This is a genomic window from Streptomyces dioscori (assembly GCF_003024195.1).
In the GTDB taxonomy this organism is placed as follows: Bacteria; Actinomycetota; Actinomycetes; order Streptomycetales; family Streptomycetaceae; genus Streptomyces; species Streptomyces dioscori.
Genome location: NZ_KZ679058.1, coordinates 1 through 16,953 on the forward strand (window position 1 = coordinate 1; position 16,953 = coordinate 16,953).

The 16,953-nt window shown below is 72.7% G+C and carries 11 protein-coding genes and 1 pseudogene; 6 read left to right on the forward strand and 6 right to left on the reverse strand.

The window, feature by feature from the left end:
• The first annotated feature begins 52 nt into the window (after positions 1-52).
• Positions 53-658, forward strand: coding sequence for a TetR/AcrR family transcriptional regulator (locus tag C6Y14_RS38715; RefSeq protein ID WP_107021602.1), 606 nt, complete (start codon positions 53-55; stop codon positions 656-658).
• Positions 659-708: 50 nt separating this feature from the next.
• On the opposite strand, the gene C6Y14_RS38720 is transcribed toward C6Y14_RS38715, so the two are convergent.
• Positions 709-1,353 (reverse strand): TetR/AcrR family transcriptional regulator, encoded by a 645-nt coding sequence (locus C6Y14_RS38720; protein WP_107021603.1) that lies wholly within the window; start codon positions 1,351-1,353, stop codon positions 709-711.
• Positions 1,354-1,807: 454 nt separating this feature from the next.
• Here C6Y14_RS38720 and C6Y14_RS38725 point away from each other — a divergent pair.
• Both C6Y14_RS38725 and C6Y14_RS38730 read left to right on the forward strand, forming a co-directional pair.
• A pseudogene (locus C6Y14_RS38725) lies at positions 1,808-1,984 on the forward strand (LLM class F420-dependent oxidoreductase); the annotation flags it as partial.
• Complete coding sequence (locus C6Y14_RS38730) at positions 1,981-3,981, forward strand: AMP-dependent synthetase/ligase (RefSeq protein WP_225891501.1); 2,001 nt, start codon at positions 1,981-1,983, stop codon at positions 3,979-3,981. The pseudogene C6Y14_RS38725 and the gene C6Y14_RS38730, both read left to right, overlap by 4 nt.
• Positions 3,982-4,010: 29 nt before the next feature.
• Here the strand turns inward: C6Y14_RS38730 and C6Y14_RS38735 are convergent, their stop codons facing one another.
• Positions 4,011-5,150: an acyl-CoA dehydrogenase family protein gene (locus tag C6Y14_RS38735; protein WP_107021604.1), complete on the reverse strand. Its 1,140-nt coding sequence runs from the start codon at positions 5,148-5,150 to the stop codon at positions 4,011-4,013.
• A 90-nt stretch (positions 5,151-5,240) separates the two neighbouring features.
• Between C6Y14_RS38735 and C6Y14_RS38740 the strand changes: the two genes are divergently transcribed.
• On the forward strand, positions 5,241-5,867 hold the full coding sequence (locus tag C6Y14_RS38740; RefSeq protein ID WP_107021605.1) for a TetR/AcrR family transcriptional regulator: 627 nt from the start codon (positions 5,241-5,243) through the stop codon (positions 5,865-5,867).
• A gap of 91 nt (positions 5,868-5,958) precedes the next feature.
• Here the strand turns inward: C6Y14_RS38740 and C6Y14_RS38745 are convergent, their stop codons facing one another.
• The 3 genes from C6Y14_RS38745 to C6Y14_RS38755 all read right to left on the reverse strand — a co-directional run bounded on the left by C6Y14_RS38745 (position 5,959) and on the right by C6Y14_RS38755 (position 9,125).
• Complete coding sequence (locus C6Y14_RS38745; RefSeq protein ID WP_107021606.1) at positions 5,959-7,470, reverse strand: aldehyde dehydrogenase family protein; 1,512 nt, start codon at positions 7,468-7,470, stop codon at positions 5,959-5,961.
• Complete coding sequence (locus C6Y14_RS38750) at positions 7,467-8,420, reverse strand: oxygenase MpaB family protein (protein WP_107021607.1); 954 nt, start codon at positions 8,418-8,420, stop codon at positions 7,467-7,469. Before C6Y14_RS38750 ends, C6Y14_RS38745 begins: the two co-directional genes overlap by 4 nt.
• 126 nt (positions 8,421-8,546) lie before the next feature.
• The gene (locus C6Y14_RS38755) at positions 8,547-9,125 is read right to left on the reverse strand and encodes a helix-turn-helix transcriptional regulator (protein WP_225891502.1); all 579 of its coding nucleotides are present in this window, start codon (positions 9,123-9,125) and stop codon (positions 8,547-8,549) included.
• A 405-nt stretch (positions 9,126-9,530) separates the two neighbouring features.
• On the opposite strand from C6Y14_RS38755, the gene C6Y14_RS38760 reads away from it, so the two are divergent.
• On the forward strand, positions 9,531-10,421 hold the full coding sequence (locus tag C6Y14_RS38760; RefSeq protein ID WP_107021608.1) for a hypothetical protein: 891 nt from the start codon (positions 9,531-9,533) through the stop codon (positions 10,419-10,421).
• A gap of 35 nt (positions 10,422-10,456) precedes the next feature.
• Here the strand turns inward: C6Y14_RS38760 and C6Y14_RS38765 are convergent, their stop codons facing one another.
• Entirely contained in the window at positions 10,457-13,495 is a 3,039-nt protein-coding gene (locus C6Y14_RS38765; protein WP_159074395.1) for a helix-turn-helix transcriptional regulator, read from the reverse strand.
• Between the two features lie 192 nt (positions 13,496-13,687).
• Here C6Y14_RS38765 and C6Y14_RS38770 point away from each other — a divergent pair, with 192 nt between their 5' ends.
• Entirely contained in the window at positions 13,688-16,909 is a 3,222-nt protein-coding gene (locus C6Y14_RS38770) for a helix-turn-helix transcriptional regulator (protein ID WP_107021610.1), read from the forward strand.
• The last annotated feature ends 44 nt before the right edge of the window (positions 16,910-16,953 follow it).

Below are 16,953 nucleotides of genomic sequence, written 5' to 3' on the forward strand. Positions count from 1 at the left end.
GGGGGCGGGGCAGTCATGGTGTGCGAGTGTCGACGAGAGAGGGAGTACGGGGATGGCGACCCAAGCCGGTGCGGGCCGCACCAACCAGAAGCAGCGCACGCGGACGGCGATCCTGGCGGCCGCACGGGAGGTGATCGACGCGGGCACCGAGGTGACCATGCCCGCGATCGCCCGCGCCGCCCTCGTCTCCGAGGCCACTGCCTACCGGTACTTTCCCGACCTTCCCTCGCTGATCAGCGAGGCGCTGGCCGGCGCCTGGCCGCCTCCCGCGGAGGCACTCGCCCCGGTGGCCGACTCCGCCGATCCCGTCGAGCGCATCGCGTTCGCCTGTGACTATCTGCTCCGCGGAATCCTCGCCAGGCAGGGCTCGGTGCGCGCGATGATCGCGGCCACCGTCACCCGCCCCGAGACGGTGGCCGCCCGTCCCGGCATCCGCTTCGGGCTCATCGACCAGGCGCTCCTCCCGCTGGAGGACACGCTCGGTGCGACCGACCCGGAGGCGCTCGCCCAGCTCAAACGCGGTCTGGCGGTCGTGGTGAGCGCCGAGGCCCTCTTCGTACTCACGGACCTGTGCGGGCTCGAAGCGGACGAGGCCGTCGCCAGTGCCGTGCGGACCGCGGTCTCACTCACCCGCGCCGCGACCCACTCGGTGGAGTGACGACCAGGCCGTTCAGTGGCGCACGACGCCATACCTGCCGCGCTCAGCCCTCAGTCCTCGGCGCGCGGCCCCGCATACCCCACCGTCCCGAGGCTGAGCAGCACATGCCGCTCGGCGACCTCCTCGGCGGTCAACGGGCCGTCCGCGCGGTACCAGTTGGCCACGCCCTGGCACATGATGAGGATCGCCCGCACCGCGTCGGCCGGGATCGGCGTGGTGAACGCGCCCTCGCGGATGCCGGCGCGGACGGTGTCCAGCAGCATGTGCTGCAGATAGTCGCGCAGCGCCACGTACCGGGCGCGGTTCTCGGGCTCCAGGCTGCGGATCTCCGTGTCCAGGAAGGCCATGCCCTTGCGGTTGGCCATGTAGAGCACGATCGACTCCACCATGCCCCGGAAACGTGACAGCGGATCGTCGCCCGCCTCGGCCGCCGCGGCCCGGCAGCGGTCCAGGACGTCCTTCATGGACGTCTCCAGGAGCGTGGTGAGCAGGGCCTGCTTGTTCTCGTAGTGGTAGTACAGCGCGGGCACGGTGACGCCGACCCGGGTGGCTATGTCACGCACCGAAGTGCCGTGATAGCCGTGCTCGTTGAAGGCCTCCATGGCGTGCAGGAGGATGGGGTGCAGATCGAGCGGACCGTACGAGCGCCAGTGCTGCGCGGGGGCGACGGTGGCCCGGCTCGGTTCGCTGCTCAACTGTGCTCCTCGCTCAACTGCGCTCCTCGGGCGGCCCGGTGGCGAAAGACATCGTATGTCGGCGGGATGCCGTGCGCGGGGAACGGCCGCTTATCGATCGATCAGTGGGAGAGACTGCGGAGAGGTCGGAGGGAATCCCGGGGAGGGGCCAGTGAGGGGCCAGGGGGAGGTCGGAGAGAGGTCGAGAGGGGCCGAAGAGGCCGTATATCGAGGATGGTCGCTCCCGAGGCGTTGACCGTTCCCTCCGCTCCTCCTACTGTCTTAGCGAACGCTCAGTAAGTTCTGGGTCTGGTTGAACCGGAGACCGTGTCGACCCCGCAGCCAAGGACGTCAACTGATGCATCTGTCCACACCCTTGACCTACGCCGGGGATCCGCGCGCCGCCGCGGACCGGGCCGCCGCCCTGGAGGCGGCCGGCCTGGACGCGGTCTGGGTCGCCGAGGCCTACGGCAACGAGGCGGAGGCCGCCGTCCCGGCCGAACTGTGCGAACTGGTCAGCCTGGCCGGACCCGAGAGCTGTGTACGGGACCGTGTCGAGGCGTTCCGGGAGTCGGGCGTCACCATGCTCAATGTGACGCCCGTGGGACCCGAACCCGCCCGTCTGGTGGAGCGCGTCAAGGAGTGGCTGTGACAACCGAACTGCCGGCACAACCCCCCGCCGAATCAGCACAATCTCTCACCGAACAGGTGCAATCCCCCACCGGACTGACCCTGCCGCTGCTGCTGGAACGCAACGCGCGTCTGTACGCCGAACTGCCCGCCCTCTCCTGGCAGGGACCGGGCGGAACCGGCCTGGATGACACCGGCCTGGACGGCGCTGAACCGGACAGTGCCGGGCCGGACAGCGCCGGACCGGACAGCGCCGGGCCGGACAGCGCCGGACCGGACACCGCCGGACCGGAGAACACCGGGCCGGACGACGGCGGCTGGGTGACGCTTACCTGGGCGCAGGTCAGGGAGCACACCACCCGCCTCGCGTCGGGCTACGCGGCGCTCGGCGTCGGCCGCGGCGACCACGTGCTGCTCATGATGGCCAACCGGCCCGAACACTGGCTCTCCGACCTGGCGTTGGTGCGTCTAGGTGCCGTACCCGTCACCGTCTACGGCACCTCCGCCCCCGAGCAGGTCGCCCACATCGCCCGCAACTGCCGGGCGCGGGTCGCCGTCGTCGAGGGGGCCGCTCAAGTCGCGCTCTGGGAGCCGCTGTTGGCGGACGGCGATGTCCCGCTGGACCGGATCGTCGTGGTGGAGGCCGGCGCGGAGGGCAGTCACTTCCCCTACGCCGCCCTGGGCCGTGAGGCGGTCCGGGAGCGGTTCGCGAAGACCCTGGACGCCGCACGGCCCGAAGACCCGCTGACGGTCGTCTACACCTCGGGCACCACCGGCGAACCCAAGGGTGTCGTCCTCAACCACCGCCATGTGCTGGCCAACGCGGCGGCACTGGACGAGGTGGTCGAACTGCCGCCGCACGTCGAGCACATCTGCTACCTCCCCTTCGCGCACATCGCCGAACGGATGCTCGGCATCTACCTGCCCTGTCACCGCGCCTCGCACGTCCATCTGTGCGCCGACCCGACGGGCGTGGCCGCGATCGTGCGCAAGGTGCGACCGGCCCAGTTCTTCGGCGTGCCACGTGTCTGGGAGAAGCTCGCCGCCGCCGTCCGGGCCGTACTGTCGCTGCTGCCGGCGGAACAGCGGGCGGCCATCGAGGAAGCCAACCGGGTGGCCCGGGAGCATGTCGGGCACCGGGAGCGGGGCGAGCGACCGCCCGCCGAACTGGCGGAGGCCTACGCCCGGCAACGGGCCGAGGTGCTGCTGCCGTTGCTGGCCGCGGGCGGACTGGACCGGATCAGCTGGGCGGCCAGCGCCTCGGCTCCCATGTCGATCGACGTGGTGCGGTTCTGGGCCGGATTCGGCATCGTGATCATGGACGCGTGGGGGCTCACGGAGACCACCGGAGTGGCGACCACCAACAGCCCGCGCACCGGTTTCCGGCTGGGTTCGGTGGGGCGCCCCGTCTCGTCCGTGGAGGTCCGCGTCGCAGGGGACGGCGAGATAGAGGTGCGCGGCTCGACCGTGTTCTCCGGCTATCTGCGCGAGGACGGCACGGTGGGGCCGGAGGTGGACGAGGAGGGCTGGCTGCGGACCGGTGACATCGGCCGGCTCGACGACGACGGCTATCTGTGGCTCACCGACCGCAAGAAGGAAATGATCGTCACGTCGACGGGCAAGAACGTCTCTCCGGCGCTGGTGGAGAACGCCCTCAAGGAGCACCCGCTGATCGGTCAGGCCCTGGTGCACGGCGACAACCGCTCCTACCTCGTGGCCCTGCTGGTGCTCGACGCGGAGACGGCCCCCGCCTGGGCCGAGGCCCATGGCATCGCCAAGGACACCGGCCTTGACGCCCTGGAGTCCCTGGCGGCGCATCCGCTCGTACGGGAGGAGGTGGACCGGGCCGTGACGGCGGCCAACGCGCGCCTGAACCGCACCGAGCAGGTCAAGCGGTACCGGCTGCTCGCGGAGGAGTGGGGCCCGGCCACCGGGGAGCTGACCCCGTCGCTGAAGATGAAACGGCGGGTCATCCGCGACAAGTACGCCGTCGCGCTGGGGGAGTTGTACGAGGACTGAGCTTGTTCTTCATGGTCCGAGCCTTCCGACTACAGGCCGTAGGTCTTGCCGATGATGTCCCGCTGGATCTCGCTCGTCCCGCCGTAGACGGTGGAGACGACCGCGGCGCGCAGGTGGCGTTCCATGTCGTACTCGGTGGCGTAGCCGTAGCCGCCCATCATCTGCATGCCTTCGAGGGCCGCTCGCTTGGCGGTCTCGGTTGCCTTGAGCTTGGCCATGGACGCCTCGCGCGGGAACAGCCGCTCCGGTTCGGCGTCGCAGTCCAGGGCCACCTCGCGCACCAGCAGCCGGGTGCACTCGATCTCCGTGGCGAGGTCGGCGATCCGGTGGCGCAGGGCCTGGAACGAGCCGACGGGGCGGCCGAACTGCTCACGCTCGCGTACGTAGCCGACGGCGTCGTCGAACGCGCGGCGGGCCAGACCGAGCATGGAGGCGGCCAGGAAGAGCCGCTCGTGGTTGAGGCCGGCCATCAACTGCCGCCAGCCGTCGTCGACCTCCCCGACGACGGCGTCGGCGGGCAGCCGGACCTCGGTGAGGTGGACGTCGTTCACCTCGCGCCCGCCCATGGTCTCGATGCCCCGGATCTCCACGCCGGGTGTGTCCGCCGGGACGTGGAACATGGTGAGCCCCGCGTGCCTGTCCCCGGAGGTCCGGGCCACGAGGAGGATGCTGTCCGCGATATGGGCGTTGGAGATCCACGTCTTCTGACCGTCGATCACCCAGTCCCCGCCGGGACCGCGCCGCGCGCGGCACGTGAGCGCCCCCACGTCGGAACCGGCGCCGGGCTCGGACATCGCGATCGCGAGGACCTGGCCCCGCCCGACCCCCGAGAGCACCTCCCGCTTCTGCCGTTCGGTGCCGAACCGTTCGTACGCCTTGGCGGTGATGACGCTGGTGACGAAACCGCCCGCCGGGACCATTCCGTACGACGTCTCCTCAAGGAACAGGCAGGCGTCGGCCAGTCCGCCGCCCGAACCGCCGTACTCCTCGGGCAGGCACACCCCGAGCCAGCCGAGTCCGGCGAGCCTGTCGTAGAGACCGGGGTGGTGCCGGTCGTGGCCGCCTCCGGTCAGCGCGTCCCGTTGCTCACGTGTGCCGCACTCGCGTTTGGCGAAGTCGCGGACCGCCGCGACGAAGTCGGACTGTTCCGGGGTGAGTCGACTGCCCATGAGATCCTCCGGGTTCCGGCTGGTTACAAAGAGATGGTAGTTGTTTCACAGTCTCTTCGGTGGATCTCGGCGGGTATCGTGAGCAGCACCATGACGACTTCTGCGAACGACTCCCTGCTCGCCCGGGCCATCGCCCGGCCCGAGACGGAGGAAAAGGTGGCGCGGCGCATCCTGGACGCCGCTCTGGAGCAGTTCACGACGTTCGGTCTGCGCCGCTCCTCCATGGACGACGTCGCCAAACGGGCCGGGGTCTCCAGGGTCACCGTCCACCGCCGCTTCCGGACCAAGGACGGACTGGTCGAGGCCTGCCTGTTGCGCGAGGGCAGCAGGTTCTTCCAGAAACTCGACACCGCGGTGGCGGGCCTGCCGACCATGGAGGAACGGGTCGTGGAGGGCTTCGTGGTGGCCCTGCGGTACACCAGGGCGCACCCTCTCTTCGGCGGTCTGCTGCGCCTCGAACCCGAGGTGGTGCTGCCCTATCTGACCGTCCAGGGAGGCCCCTCGCTGGAGGCCACCTGCGACTATCTGACGGCACATCTGCTCCGTGCCCAGCAGGTGGAGGGGCGCGGCGACTCCGATCCCCGGCCGGTCGCCGAACTCATGGTCCGCGTCGCCGTCTCCTTCCTGCTGAACCCGTCGAGCTGCATCGAGATGGAGGACGAGGACCAGGCCCGCGCCTTCGCCCGCCGCTACCTCGCCCCGCTCCTGAACGCCTGACGCCGCACGTCGCCCGGACCCGCTGGGCCGTCAGCGGTGCCGGTGCCGGTACCGGTGCCGGTACCGGTGCAGGCCCAGCCCCTCCGGGCCCTCAGTGGTGCCGGTGCAGCCACCTCGCCGCCGCGACCGCGCGTTCCCGGGCGGCGGCGGGAGTGCTGAAGGAGGTCAGGTTCACCGGCGGGGCGAAGCGCTGCACGGTGACCGACTGGGGCGCGGTGAACGCCCGGAGTCCGTCCGCGCCGTGGATGCGTCCGAAGCCGGACTCCCCGGAGCCGCCGAACGGCAGGGCCGGGACACCGGCGAAGCCGAGCACGGAGTTCACGGACACCGCTCCGGCCCGCAGCCGCGCGGCGATCGCGGCACCGGCCCGCCTGTCACGACTGAACACCGAGGCGGCCAGCGCGTAGGGCGAGGCATTGGCACGCCGCACGGCCTCGTCCACGCTCGCCACCGCGTTGATCGCCACGACCGGCCCGAACGTCTCCTCGGTCATCGCCGGCGAGTCCTCCGGCACGTCGGCGAGGACGACCGGCGTGACGAACGCACCCGAGGCCGGAATCGACGCCGAGTCACCCAGCAGGGCACGCGCACCGTCCGCCAGCGCCTGCTCCACATGCCGCCGCACGACGGCCGTCTGGGCGGACATCGTCATCGGACCGTAGACGGCGTCCGGTACGGGGCCGGTCCGCAGCGCACCGGCCCGCTCGACCACCTTGCGGCACAGCGAGGCGTGCACCTCCCGTACGGCGTAGACGCGTTCGACGCCCGCGCAGGTCTGGCCGGCGTTGCTCAGCGCGCCCCACACGACGGCGTCGGCCGCCGCGTCGAGGTCGGCGTCGGCCGTCACGATCGTCGCGTCCTTGCCGCCGCACTCGGCGAGGAGCGGCGTCAGTGACCGCGCGCACACGGCCATGACCTTGCGTGCGGTCCCGGGCGACCCGGTGAACGCCACCTTGTCGACGCCCGAGCGGGCCAGCGCCTCGCCCGTCGCCGCCGCACCGGTCACCGTGGTGAGCAGACCGGCGTGTTCGGGAACGGCCGAAGCCAGGAGTTCGGCCAGCAGTACGCCCGTACCGGGGGTGTGCTCGGAGGGCTTGAACACCACGGCGTTGCCGGCGGCCAGCGCGTAACCGATCGAACCCATCGGGGTGTAGAGGGGGTAGTTCCACGGTCCGATCACCCCGATCACGCCGAGCGGTCGATGGACCACGGAGGACCGCTGGTTGGCCGCGAGAAGGCCGCTGCGTACGCGGCGCCGTCGCAGCACGCGGTCGGCGTTGCGGGCGGCCCAGTTCAGGTGCTCCAGAGTGAGGACGACCTCCAGTACCGCGTCGCCGTGCGGCTTGCCCGTCTCCGCCGCGATCGTCTTCGCGACGGCGTCGAGCGAGGAGGCGAGTGCGTGCTTCCACCGCAGCAGGTGTGCGCGTCGGTGTCCCGCGGGGAGCGCGGCCCACCCGGCCGCGGCGGTCCGGGCCCGTTCCACGGCGCGGGCCACCTCCTCCAGGCCGTGGACCGGGTGCTCGCCGACGGGATCACCGGTGGCGGGGGAGCGGACGGTGAAGGTGGCGGGGCGGGTCGCCGCGTCCTGGTCCGTGCCGGTCATCGGAGCTCCTGGTGTGTGGGACCGCCACCGGCCGGTGGGGTGTGGTGTCCGTTCGTGTCGCAGGAGGGCCGGCCTGCGTCCTCGTCCGGCAGCGGCCGCAGCGGCCTGGAGTGGGCCCAGTGCGGACCGAGGTCGTCCAGCGTCCAGCCGAAGGGGTACGTACGGGCCTTGGGCCGGTACGGGTGCCAGGCGGGCCGGGGTGGCAGCCGGCGCACCAGGGCGGCCCGGGCCCGTAACGCGCGGTGCGTCGCGGTCCGCACCCGGCGCGGCTGCGGAGGGAAGCCCAGCGCGGTGAGCAACGGGTCGTCGAGTACGGCGAGGGAGGCGCGCGCCACCAACGGCCGCAGCCAGTTCGGGTACCACTGGGTGACGACCCTCAACGTGGCTGTCGCGACCCGCCTGTTGGCCGGGTCGTACGTGAACATCCGCTGCTCGTAGGAGTCGTGGAGGCGGGCGAACTCCGCGTAGTCGGCGGGCAGTTCGGCGATGCCCATCATCTCGCCCAGGCGCCGGCCGACGAGTGCGAGACTCTCGGTCTCGTGCGGTGACAACGGCCGCCAGCCGAATCGGTCGATCCAGCGCTTGGGCCCGACGACGGTGGTGGCCAGGACGTAGAGGTAGTCCTCGTTGGCTATGCGGTAGCGGCCGTGGATGCGGTTGAGGTGGCGAGCCGCTGCCCTGCCGTGCTCGGAGTCCATGCCGTCGCGCACGATCTCGTGGGCGATCAGCACGGTGTCGTCGTACCGCTTCTGTCCGGCGCGCTCGAACTCCTGCGTGTGGTCGAGGAGTCGGGAGATGCGGGGTACGCCGTAGTCGCGCAGGAAGGCGACCGAGACGCCCTGGAGGTAGTCCCAGGGGAACTCGTACGCGGTGATGAGGCGGAAGATCTCTTCGTAGTCCTGTTGCGGGTCCATCTGCTCGATGCGGTGGAGCCGGCTGTAGCGGCCCATGGGGAGTCCCTTTCGCCGGGCCTCGCGACGGTGAGTCGAAGATACAAAAACTATCGACTTGTTTCACGAGGCGCGTCAATACTCCCGACACGCCTACCGGGCGAACCACCGCCGCAGCAGCGCGGTTCAGATCAGTCCGGCCCGGATCGCATAGGACACGGCGTGCGCGCGGTTACGGGTCCGGGTGCGCTTCATGGCCCCGTACAGGATGTAGCGCACCGTGCGTTCGGAGTAGGAGAGCTCGACCGCGATCTCGTCGCACTGCTTTCCCTCCGCGATGAGACGCAGCACGTCCACCTCGCGGGAGTTCAGCCTGGGTGCCTGCACGGGTGTGGGAGCGCTCCCGTCTCCGGCCGCCACCGCCCGCACGGTCCGGGCGAAGACGTCGGGGCTGCAGAAGTCCCACCACACGACGGCGCGTACGCCCCGCTCCCGGGCCGCTGACAGGTCGGCCCCCCACCGCTTGCCCACGACCACGAGGAAGCGTGCGTCGGGTTCGTCGCTCAGGCGGGGAAGCAGGTCCAGGGCGGAGGCGTCCGCCGTCTCCACCGCGACCACGATCGCGTCGGCCTCACGGATCCTGTCCCGCGGCAGCTCGTGCAGACGGGGGTCCAGGGCGACGAAACCGGCCAGTCCGGCACGTACCAAGGGCGCGGGCGCGTGGATCGCCACGCCCACGGTCCCGGTGAGTACCTGCCGGGGCATGGGCCCTCCCGCCTCGCGCCTGTGGCCGCCCATGAGGAACGTGGTCGTCCAGATGGTTCCGGGGCTGATGCTGCCACCTGCGGAGATCGGACAGCCGTACCGAAGGCCCCTCGGCCCACAACCGAGGGAAACCTGGCGCGAGCACCCGGTGCGGGACGGCTCCGTGCAAGGCGGCTCGGCCGAAGGCGCGCAAGAACTTCCTGTACGGAACGGCAAGGTTCGCGAGGACGGCTTCACCCGGGCAGCCGGCCGCACGACGATGGGGTGAGAGCGCGTTCCGACGCACTCCGGTTGCCGGAGCGTGCGTACGGGATGCCGTGCGGCCCGTGACCACCCCTGGCCGCTCCGGGCAACTCCCGGCGGCGCCCCGCAACTTCTGGCACTTCTAGCAACAAAGGTAGCCCCATGATCGTGTCCCTTGTCCTGTTCGTGGTGCTCGGCCTGGTGCTGCTCGGGGCCGCCGCCGCACTCACCCGGCGGAAACTCGGTTCCTCCTCCGGACAGGCCCGTACCGCGGGGCCGGGCGCCGACCGGAAGGTACTGGAGACCGTCGCCCTGGGGTTGCAGGTACTTGCCGAGGGACGCGTGCGGGACGCGCGCCGACTGCCCGAGGTGCAGTCGGTCGTCCACTCGGGGCAGCGGCTCACCGTGCAGCTCGCGCAGGCCGACGCGGCGGCGCCCGCACCGTGGACGTCGGACGTCTCGGGCAAGGAGTGGTCGCTGGACCCCGCGAGCCTGCGGGCGGCCGGCACCTCCGGCGGCGGGCCCACACACCCGTACTCCCTGACCGTCACCCTCGGCCTGCACAGGGGGGACCGGGTGCTGGTCGACCTCGCGCAGTTGCCGGGGCCGATCGCGCTGACGGGTGACGACCACGAGGTGCTGCGGCTGGCGCAGGCCCTCATCACCGAGGTCGTCTCGGGGCCGGTCGGGCACCTCGCCACGGTCGTCCTGGTGGGTTCCGCGACCACCCCTCCGGTGACCGACGGACTGGGCACGCGGTCGGCCCGGCTGTATCCCGCGGCCACCCGGAAGGAGGCCCTGGCTCACAAGGAGGCGCCGGCCGACAAGGACAGCGGGAGATCCGCGGGGGCGTCCCGCCGGCTCTTCGTGGTCACCGCCGCCCAGTTCCGCGACGAGAGATGGGCCGACGCCCCGCTGCGCGAGACCGACGCGCTCCTGGTACTCGGCTGGATCACCGACGCGGAATGGCACATCGCGGTGCACACGGACGGCTCCCTGGACACCGGCCGCCTGGGTGTCCCCGTCGACACCCACACGGCCCGCTTCTCCTGACCCGTCCGGCCTGTTCGAAGCATCCTGCCCTCCGGTCAGCGGGTGGTGCCGGGCACTCCGTCCGGCACCAGGCCGCGGTCGGCGAGGCTGCCGTCCAGCCAGGCCGCGGCCAGCTCCGCCCGGGAGCGGCACCCGGTGCGCTGGAACAACTGCGTCAGCCGCCGCTCCACGGTCTTCTCGCTCGACGCCAGCCGCGCCGCGATCTGCCGGTTGGTCGCCCCGTCGCTGACCAGCACCGTCAGCCGGACGTCCGCCTCGCTCAGCCGGTCCCTGGCCGGCCGCAGCCTCGGCAGGACGAGACTCCGCCGCCGCGCCATGTGCCCGAGTGTCGTACGGGTCGCGCGCCCGATCCCCAGCGACTGCGCGAGGTAAGAGGCCTCGGCCAGCCGCCGGTCGGAGTCGTCGCCGATCTCCACCAGGATCAGCCGGCAGAGCAGGCCCAAGTACGCGTCACCCCGCCCTTCCACCGACCGCAGGGCGGCCCGCGCCCCGTCCGTCTCTCCGTGCACCAGGCCCCGGCCCAGCAACACGGTCTCGTACGTCATGGCGGAGCCCACTTCCTCGTGCAGCGCCTCCAGTTCGCCCAGCGTCCGGCGCATGGCCTGCGGCATGCCTTCCAGCAGGGCGTACGACAGGTACCGCAGCAGCACCTTCTCGATGCCCGACAGCAGACCGTCCCGGCGAGCCCGCCGTACGTCCTCGCGCGCTCCCTCCAGCGCCTGGGCCGCCTGCCCCGACCAGTACCGCAGGCTCATCCTGGCCCAGGCGACGAGCGGGTGGGTCACCGAGTCGGGAATCAGCTCCAGCCAGGTCCGGGCATGGCCCAACTCCCCGCGTGCGCAGTGAATCTCGGCCGCCAGCGCGCGGGCGCACTGTGCGGTGCCGGCCTCCGTGCCACGGGTCCGGCTGCGTGCCTCGATCCGGCGGGCGGCCGCGAGAGCCCGGTCCCAGTCGCCCTCCAGATAGGAGCGCACCAGGGCGTGGTGGAGCGCGGCGGTGCTGTCCCCCGCGCCCGAGTAGCGGTCGCCGAGCACGGCGGCCAGGGCGTCGGCGAGGTCCGCGTGGGTGGCCGCGTGCCGCAGCCGGTCCACGGTGTGCGCGGCGTTCGCCTCCGGCGGCAGGGCGCCCAGTGCCTCCAGCAGCTCGGCCCGCCCGCCCGAGGCGGCGGCCAGCAGCCGTAGTTCCGCGGGCGAGGGGAGCGGCCCGGAGCCGGGCCGGTGGCCGGCTGCCGGGTGGCGCGCGGCCGGGCGGGCCTCGCCCGCGGGAGGGCGTACGACCCGGCCGATCCCGTACGGACCGGCCAGCGCCGCGAATCCCTCCGCGGCGGCCAGGTGTTCCGGAGCACCGGTGTCCTGAACATCGGTGTCCTGAGCTCCGGAGCCGCCGGTGTACGGCAGTCGGTGTTCGTGCAAGGCCGCCAGCGCCCACACTTCGGTGACGTACGCCAGACGGTCCCGGTCCTGATCCGCGTCCCGGCCCCGGCCCCGGTCCCGGTCCCGGCCCCGGCCCCGGCCCCGGTCCCGATTCAGATCCGTGGCCCGATTCCCGTGCCGGCCGTCGCCTTCGTTCTCGGCTTCGCCTTCGTTCTCGGCTTCGCGTCCGTCCCGGCTATCGCGTCCGTCTCCGGTGGGGCGCTCGGTGGGTGGTGGGGGCAGGCAGGCGAGCAGGGGGGCGCCCAGGGCCAGCGCGCCGGGGTGGTCGGCGTGGCGCAGGCTCAGTTCGGCGGACTCGTACAGCACGCCGGGCGTCCTGCGGTCGTACGAAGCCAGGCGTCCCAGTGCCGAGAAGTAGGCGCGGACCGACCGCGGCCAGTCGGATCTGGCGTCCGTACGGGCCGCCGCCAGCAGTACGTCCACCGCGAGTGCGTCGTCCAACTCGGCCCCGGCGGCGCTCACATGGTCCGCCAGGCGGGGATGGCCACCCCCCGCCGTCTCCGCGCCGAGCCGGTCGCTCAGCGATCTGGTGATCAGGGCGTGCAACGACGACACGTCGTGATGGGTGGGCAGGGCGCGCAGCGCCGCGGCGAGCGCCGGGACGGCGAACGACGCCCGGCCGTCCTCGTCCACGGTCAGGATCCCGTCCCCGACCAGCGGTGTCAGGGCCCGGTCGACGAGGCCGGCCCGCCGGGGGCCTCCCGGCTTCAGCCGGTGCAGATCGTCGAACCGTGTCTCGGCGTGTTCCAGGGCGCGGGCCACCGCGGCGGCCGCGTCCAGGTCGGCGGCGTCCGGGGGCCCGCCGGGCCAGCAGAGCCGGGTCAGCCGTGCCACGTCCGTGGTGAGCCTCAGCGCCTGCTCCGGCTCGGTCAGGCAGACATGGCCGCCGAGTTCGAGGAGGCCGCCGCGCCCCTCCATCGAGTCCAGCACCGACAGCACGGCCTCGGGTGTGCCCGCCATCGGTCCCAGCGCGCGCAGTACGGCCGTCACCAGCGCGGGCTCGACCGGGCGGCCGAGCACGCGTTCCATCAGGGCCTCGGCGTCGGCGGGGCGCAGCGGCGGCAGTTCGAGCAACCGGTCGGCCGCCGCGGCCAGTCGGGAGGCTCCGCCGTCCTGCGGGTGCACGGGTCGGCCGGCCATCACCATCGGCACACCGGCCGGGCGGAAGACACGCAGGAGCAGGCCGAGGGCGGAGGCCGTGGCCGGCGGCAGGCGCTCGACATCGTCGATCACCAGCGCGAAAGGGGTGTCACGGGCGGCGTCCGTGAGCGCCTCGCCCAGTACGGCAAGCTGACTCAACTCACCGTACCGACCTGAGGGTTGCCGCGGCGTTCGACGGGTGCCGCTGATGCGGGCCGTGCTCCGGCGGTTGTGGACCTTGGTGAGTGCGCTGTGGACGCCGTCGGCCAGGGCGGCGGCGCCGGGCGTGCTCCCGCTGTCGTGGCAGCGCAGCCGCAGGACCCTGGCACCCTCCTCGACCGCCGCTCGCCGAGCGTGTTCCAGTACGGCGGTCTTGCCCGTGCCGGCAGCGCCGACGAGCAGCAGGACGCGTGCCGGGTCACCGGTGGACAGCAGGACCCGGGTCACCTCCCGGATCTCGCCGTCCCGGCCTATGACAGGTCCGCCGTCATACACGTCCACGCCTCCTGATCCGGTGCTCGCCGGACGGAAGCGACCAGCGGAAACGGCCACATGTAAACAGCCCCTGGCACATGACCATAATGGCTGTCGCCGGCCCGAGGGCCCGGACGAAGGGCCGGCCGACGGCGCTCTCCACGCGTGGGTGCGTCACCGCCCGCCCGGCACATGTCGTCGAGGAGAGCGCGGTGGACCATGACTGCTCCGTCCGGAACCCCCTGGCTGCTGCACGGGGGCACGGCCGTGAGCCTGGACCGTTCGGCCGGTCGACTGGTCGGCCGCGAACGGCAGTTGGACGAGGTCCATGGCCGGCTGAGCGATCCGGGCGGGCCGCGTCTGGTGCTCGTCCGCGGCGAACGAGGCGTCGGGCGCACCGAGTTCGTGCACGCCGTCGGTGAACTCCTCCGGGCGCGGGGGGCGACGGTGCTCGGCGTGAACTGCGTACCCGGCGACGAGGCACAGCCGTTCCTGCTGGCGCTGCGGTTGGTCATGGCCCTGGAGGAGCACCGCCCGGCCGGGGCACACCGACGGGCGACGCGGCCGGCCACCGAGGCCCTGCGGGCGGCCGAGCAGCGGGACGGGACGGCCATGGGGGGACTGCTGCGCGCCGCTCTCACGCACCCCGGGCCCGCATCCGCATCCGCATCCGCGCCCGTGCTCGTGATGATGGACGACATCCAGCATGCCGACGCCGGTTCGCTGGCCGTGCTCCGGGAGACCGACTTCACGCGAGTGCCGGACACCGTACGGCTGTTGGCCTCGGAAGCGGGACGCGGTACGCCGAGGGGGGCCGGGCCGGAGAGCGGCTGGACCCACACGCTCGTCCTGTCCCGGCTCGGACCGGAAGAGACCACCACCGTGGTGGCACGCCGGCTGCGCGCCACGCCCGACACGACGCTGGCCCGGCGGGTGCGGGAACTCACCCTCGGGGTCCCCGGCGCGGTCGACGCGCTGCTCACCGAGTGGACGCGGCAGGGCGCGATCAGGGTGGCCGACGGCCACGCCTTCGTCGGTGCGCGCAGACCGACGCCGGTGCCGGCGGACCACGACCGGTTCATGACGGCGCTGGACGCGCTGGGCGAGCCGTGCCGCACGGTGGCCGGGGCGCTCAGCATCCTGTGGCCGCTCGGCGGTCGGGCCGCGCGGCTGATCGCGGCGTCGACCGGCCTGTCCACGGACGAGGTGAACGACGCACTCCGCGCCCTGACCGACGCGGACATCATCGAAGTCCTCCCGGCGCCGGCCGACACGGAAATGATCAGGTCTCTTCCGGCACCGGCCGACGTGGACATCGCCGAAGTCCTCCCGGCACCGGCCGACACGGTGATGACCGGGTCTCTTCCGGCACCCGCCGACACGGATGCTCCCAACCGCGTGGACGCGGCCGTCGACGCCACGGCCACTTACGCCTCGCGAGACGCCACCCTCCCCGACCCCGACCTCGACCCCGTCCCCGACGACACCACCCCGCCCGGCCGGCGGTTTCGGTTGCCGGTCGTGGCGCATGCCGTGCGGGAGCGGCTCGGGCCGTTGGAGCGCAGCCGGCTGTCCGCCGCCGCGGTGGAGGCGCTGTGGGCGGAGCAGGACGCGGTGAGCGCAGCGAGCACGGAGGGCGCGGAGGGCGCGGAGGGCGCCACCCCGCACCCGCGAAGACCGGCGCTCACGGCCCTGCCCGACGAGGCGGACGCGGTGGCCTACCTCGCGGACCGCGTCGCGGAGGCCGGATCCCTCGTCGACCTCGACCGCGCGGTCGCCGAACTGACGGCCGCCGCGCAGAGACTGCACCCCGACTCCGAAGGCAGGGGCGTGCTCCGGTGGTGCCGGGCGGCCGGCCACCTCGCGGAGCGGCCGGCCGACCGCGTCGCGGCCCTGCACCAGTACGCCAAGGCCGCCTACAACGCCGGCGACCACCACACCGCCCGGACCATCGCGGAGTCGGTCCTGCGCAACCTGGCGGACGTCCTCGGCCCCCGGGCGCTGCAGGACACCGCCAGCCTGTTCACGGCGGCGACGGCCAACGACCTGGACTGGCGGGCCCTGTCCCGGCTGGCCACGGCACGCTGGTGGGACGAGCTGCGCCTGCCCGACCTGGCCGCCGTGACCGGCCGGGCCCTGGCGCTGAGCCAGTTGGAGCGGTGGCAGGAGGTACTGGACCTGCTGGCGCGGACCGAGCACGTGTGGGCGACCGACGCCCACGCACGGGCGAAGCCCGCCTACTTCCGGGCCGTGGCGGAACTGGCACTGGGCCGGCCGGAGCGCTTCCGCGAGTCACTGGCCTTCCCGGAGGCCTCGTACCTCGACGCCGGTCATGTGCACGCGCTCGCCACCACCATGTTCGACGAGCTGCTCAGCGGCCGGGACCTGCGCGCGGCAGAAGCCCTGCTGGACGCACAGGGTCTGACAGCCGACCTGCTGGCCCCACGCAGCCTGTTCCTCTGGCGCCATCTCCAGGGCCGCTGGGACGAGGCACTGGAGTCGGCCCGCTGGATGCTGGCGAACAACCAGACGAGCACCCCCGCGGCGGACAGCCATCTGATCCCGGCGCGGACCGCCGCCGTCCTGCTGGCCCGGGGCCGCCCCACGAGCGCCCGCCGCCTCCTCGACAGTGTGCGCGGGGACGCCGCGGGCGGTCACGGGGAGAGCCCGTTGGAGTACTCCCTGGACGCCGTCGAAGCGGAGGTGCTGCGCGTCCTCGGCGATCCGGCCGGCGCGGAGAAGGCGCTGCGCCGAGGCCTGGACGCGGCGGCGCTCCGCGGACAGATCGCCGGCACCGACGAACTGTGGGCCGCGCTCGCCGAGACGCACGCGGAGGAAGGACGTCCGGGTGAGGCGGCGGCCTGTCTGCGGCACCTGCGGCTGATCTCCGACCGCACGGGTGACGCAAGGACACGGCTGAGGTATCTGCTCGCGTCGGCCCACGTCCAGCGACAGCCCGGCCAGCCCGGCCAGATCGGTCCCGGCGGGTTCGGTGGGTTCGGCACTGTTCGTGGAAACCTTCGTGAAGCAGTGCGACTGGCCCGCTCCCGCAGTCAGCCGTTCGAGACCGCGGTGACCCTCGTCGCCGCCGCGGGCGCGGGCGCCGGCCCGCCCGCCCTGCTGCACGAGGCGTACGAACTGTTCGGCGGGACCGGCGCCGCCCTGCCCCGCTTCCACACCAGGACCGCCATGCGCGAGGCCGGAACCACCGTCCCCGGCCGCCGACAGGCCACCGCCGAGAACGAGCAGCTGCTCGCGACGCTGATCGCCGAAGGACTCACCAACCGGCAGATCGCCACGGTCCTGCGGCTCAGCGAGGACGCGGTCGCCAACCGCCTGACCCGGCTGTTCGCCCGCACCGGGCTGCGGTCCCGCACCGAAGTGGTCACCGCGGTCCTCACCAACTACCGCGTGTACCGAGGAGCGGCCGAGCAGGGCTGAGCACGGACCGAGCAGGGCTGAGCACGGACCGAGCAGGACTGAGC

Bases quoted from the DNA above. Each gene is read 5' to 3' on its own strand.
- C6Y14_RS38715 (WP_107021602.1), top strand. From the start codon at position 53: ATGGCGACCCAAGCCGGTGCGGGCCGCACCAACCAGAAGCAGCGCACG.
- C6Y14_RS38735 (WP_107021604.1), bottom strand. From the start codon at position 5,150: ATGGGCAGTCGACTCACCCCGGAACAGTCCGACTTCGTCGCGGCGGTC.
- C6Y14_RS38740 (WP_107021605.1), top strand. From the start codon at position 5,241: ATGACGACTTCTGCGAACGACTCCCTGCTCGCCCGGGCCATCGCCCGG.
- C6Y14_RS38745 (WP_107021606.1), bottom strand. From the start codon at position 7,470: ATGACCGGCACGGACCAGGACGCGGCGACCCGCCCCGCCACCTTCACC.
- C6Y14_RS38750 (WP_107021607.1), bottom strand. From the start codon at position 8,420: ATGGGCCGCTACAGCCGGCTCCACCGCATCGAGCAGATGGACCCGCAA.
- C6Y14_RS38755 (WP_225891502.1), bottom strand. From the start codon at position 9,125: ATGCCCCGGCAGGTACTCACCGGGACCGTGGGCGTGGCGATCCACGCG.
- C6Y14_RS38760 (WP_107021608.1), top strand. From the start codon at position 9,531: ATGATCGTGTCCCTTGTCCTGTTCGTGGTGCTCGGCCTGGTGCTGCTC.
- C6Y14_RS38770 (WP_107021610.1), top strand. From the start codon at position 13,688: ATGACTGCTCCGTCCGGAACCCCCTGGCTGCTGCACGGGGGCACGGCC.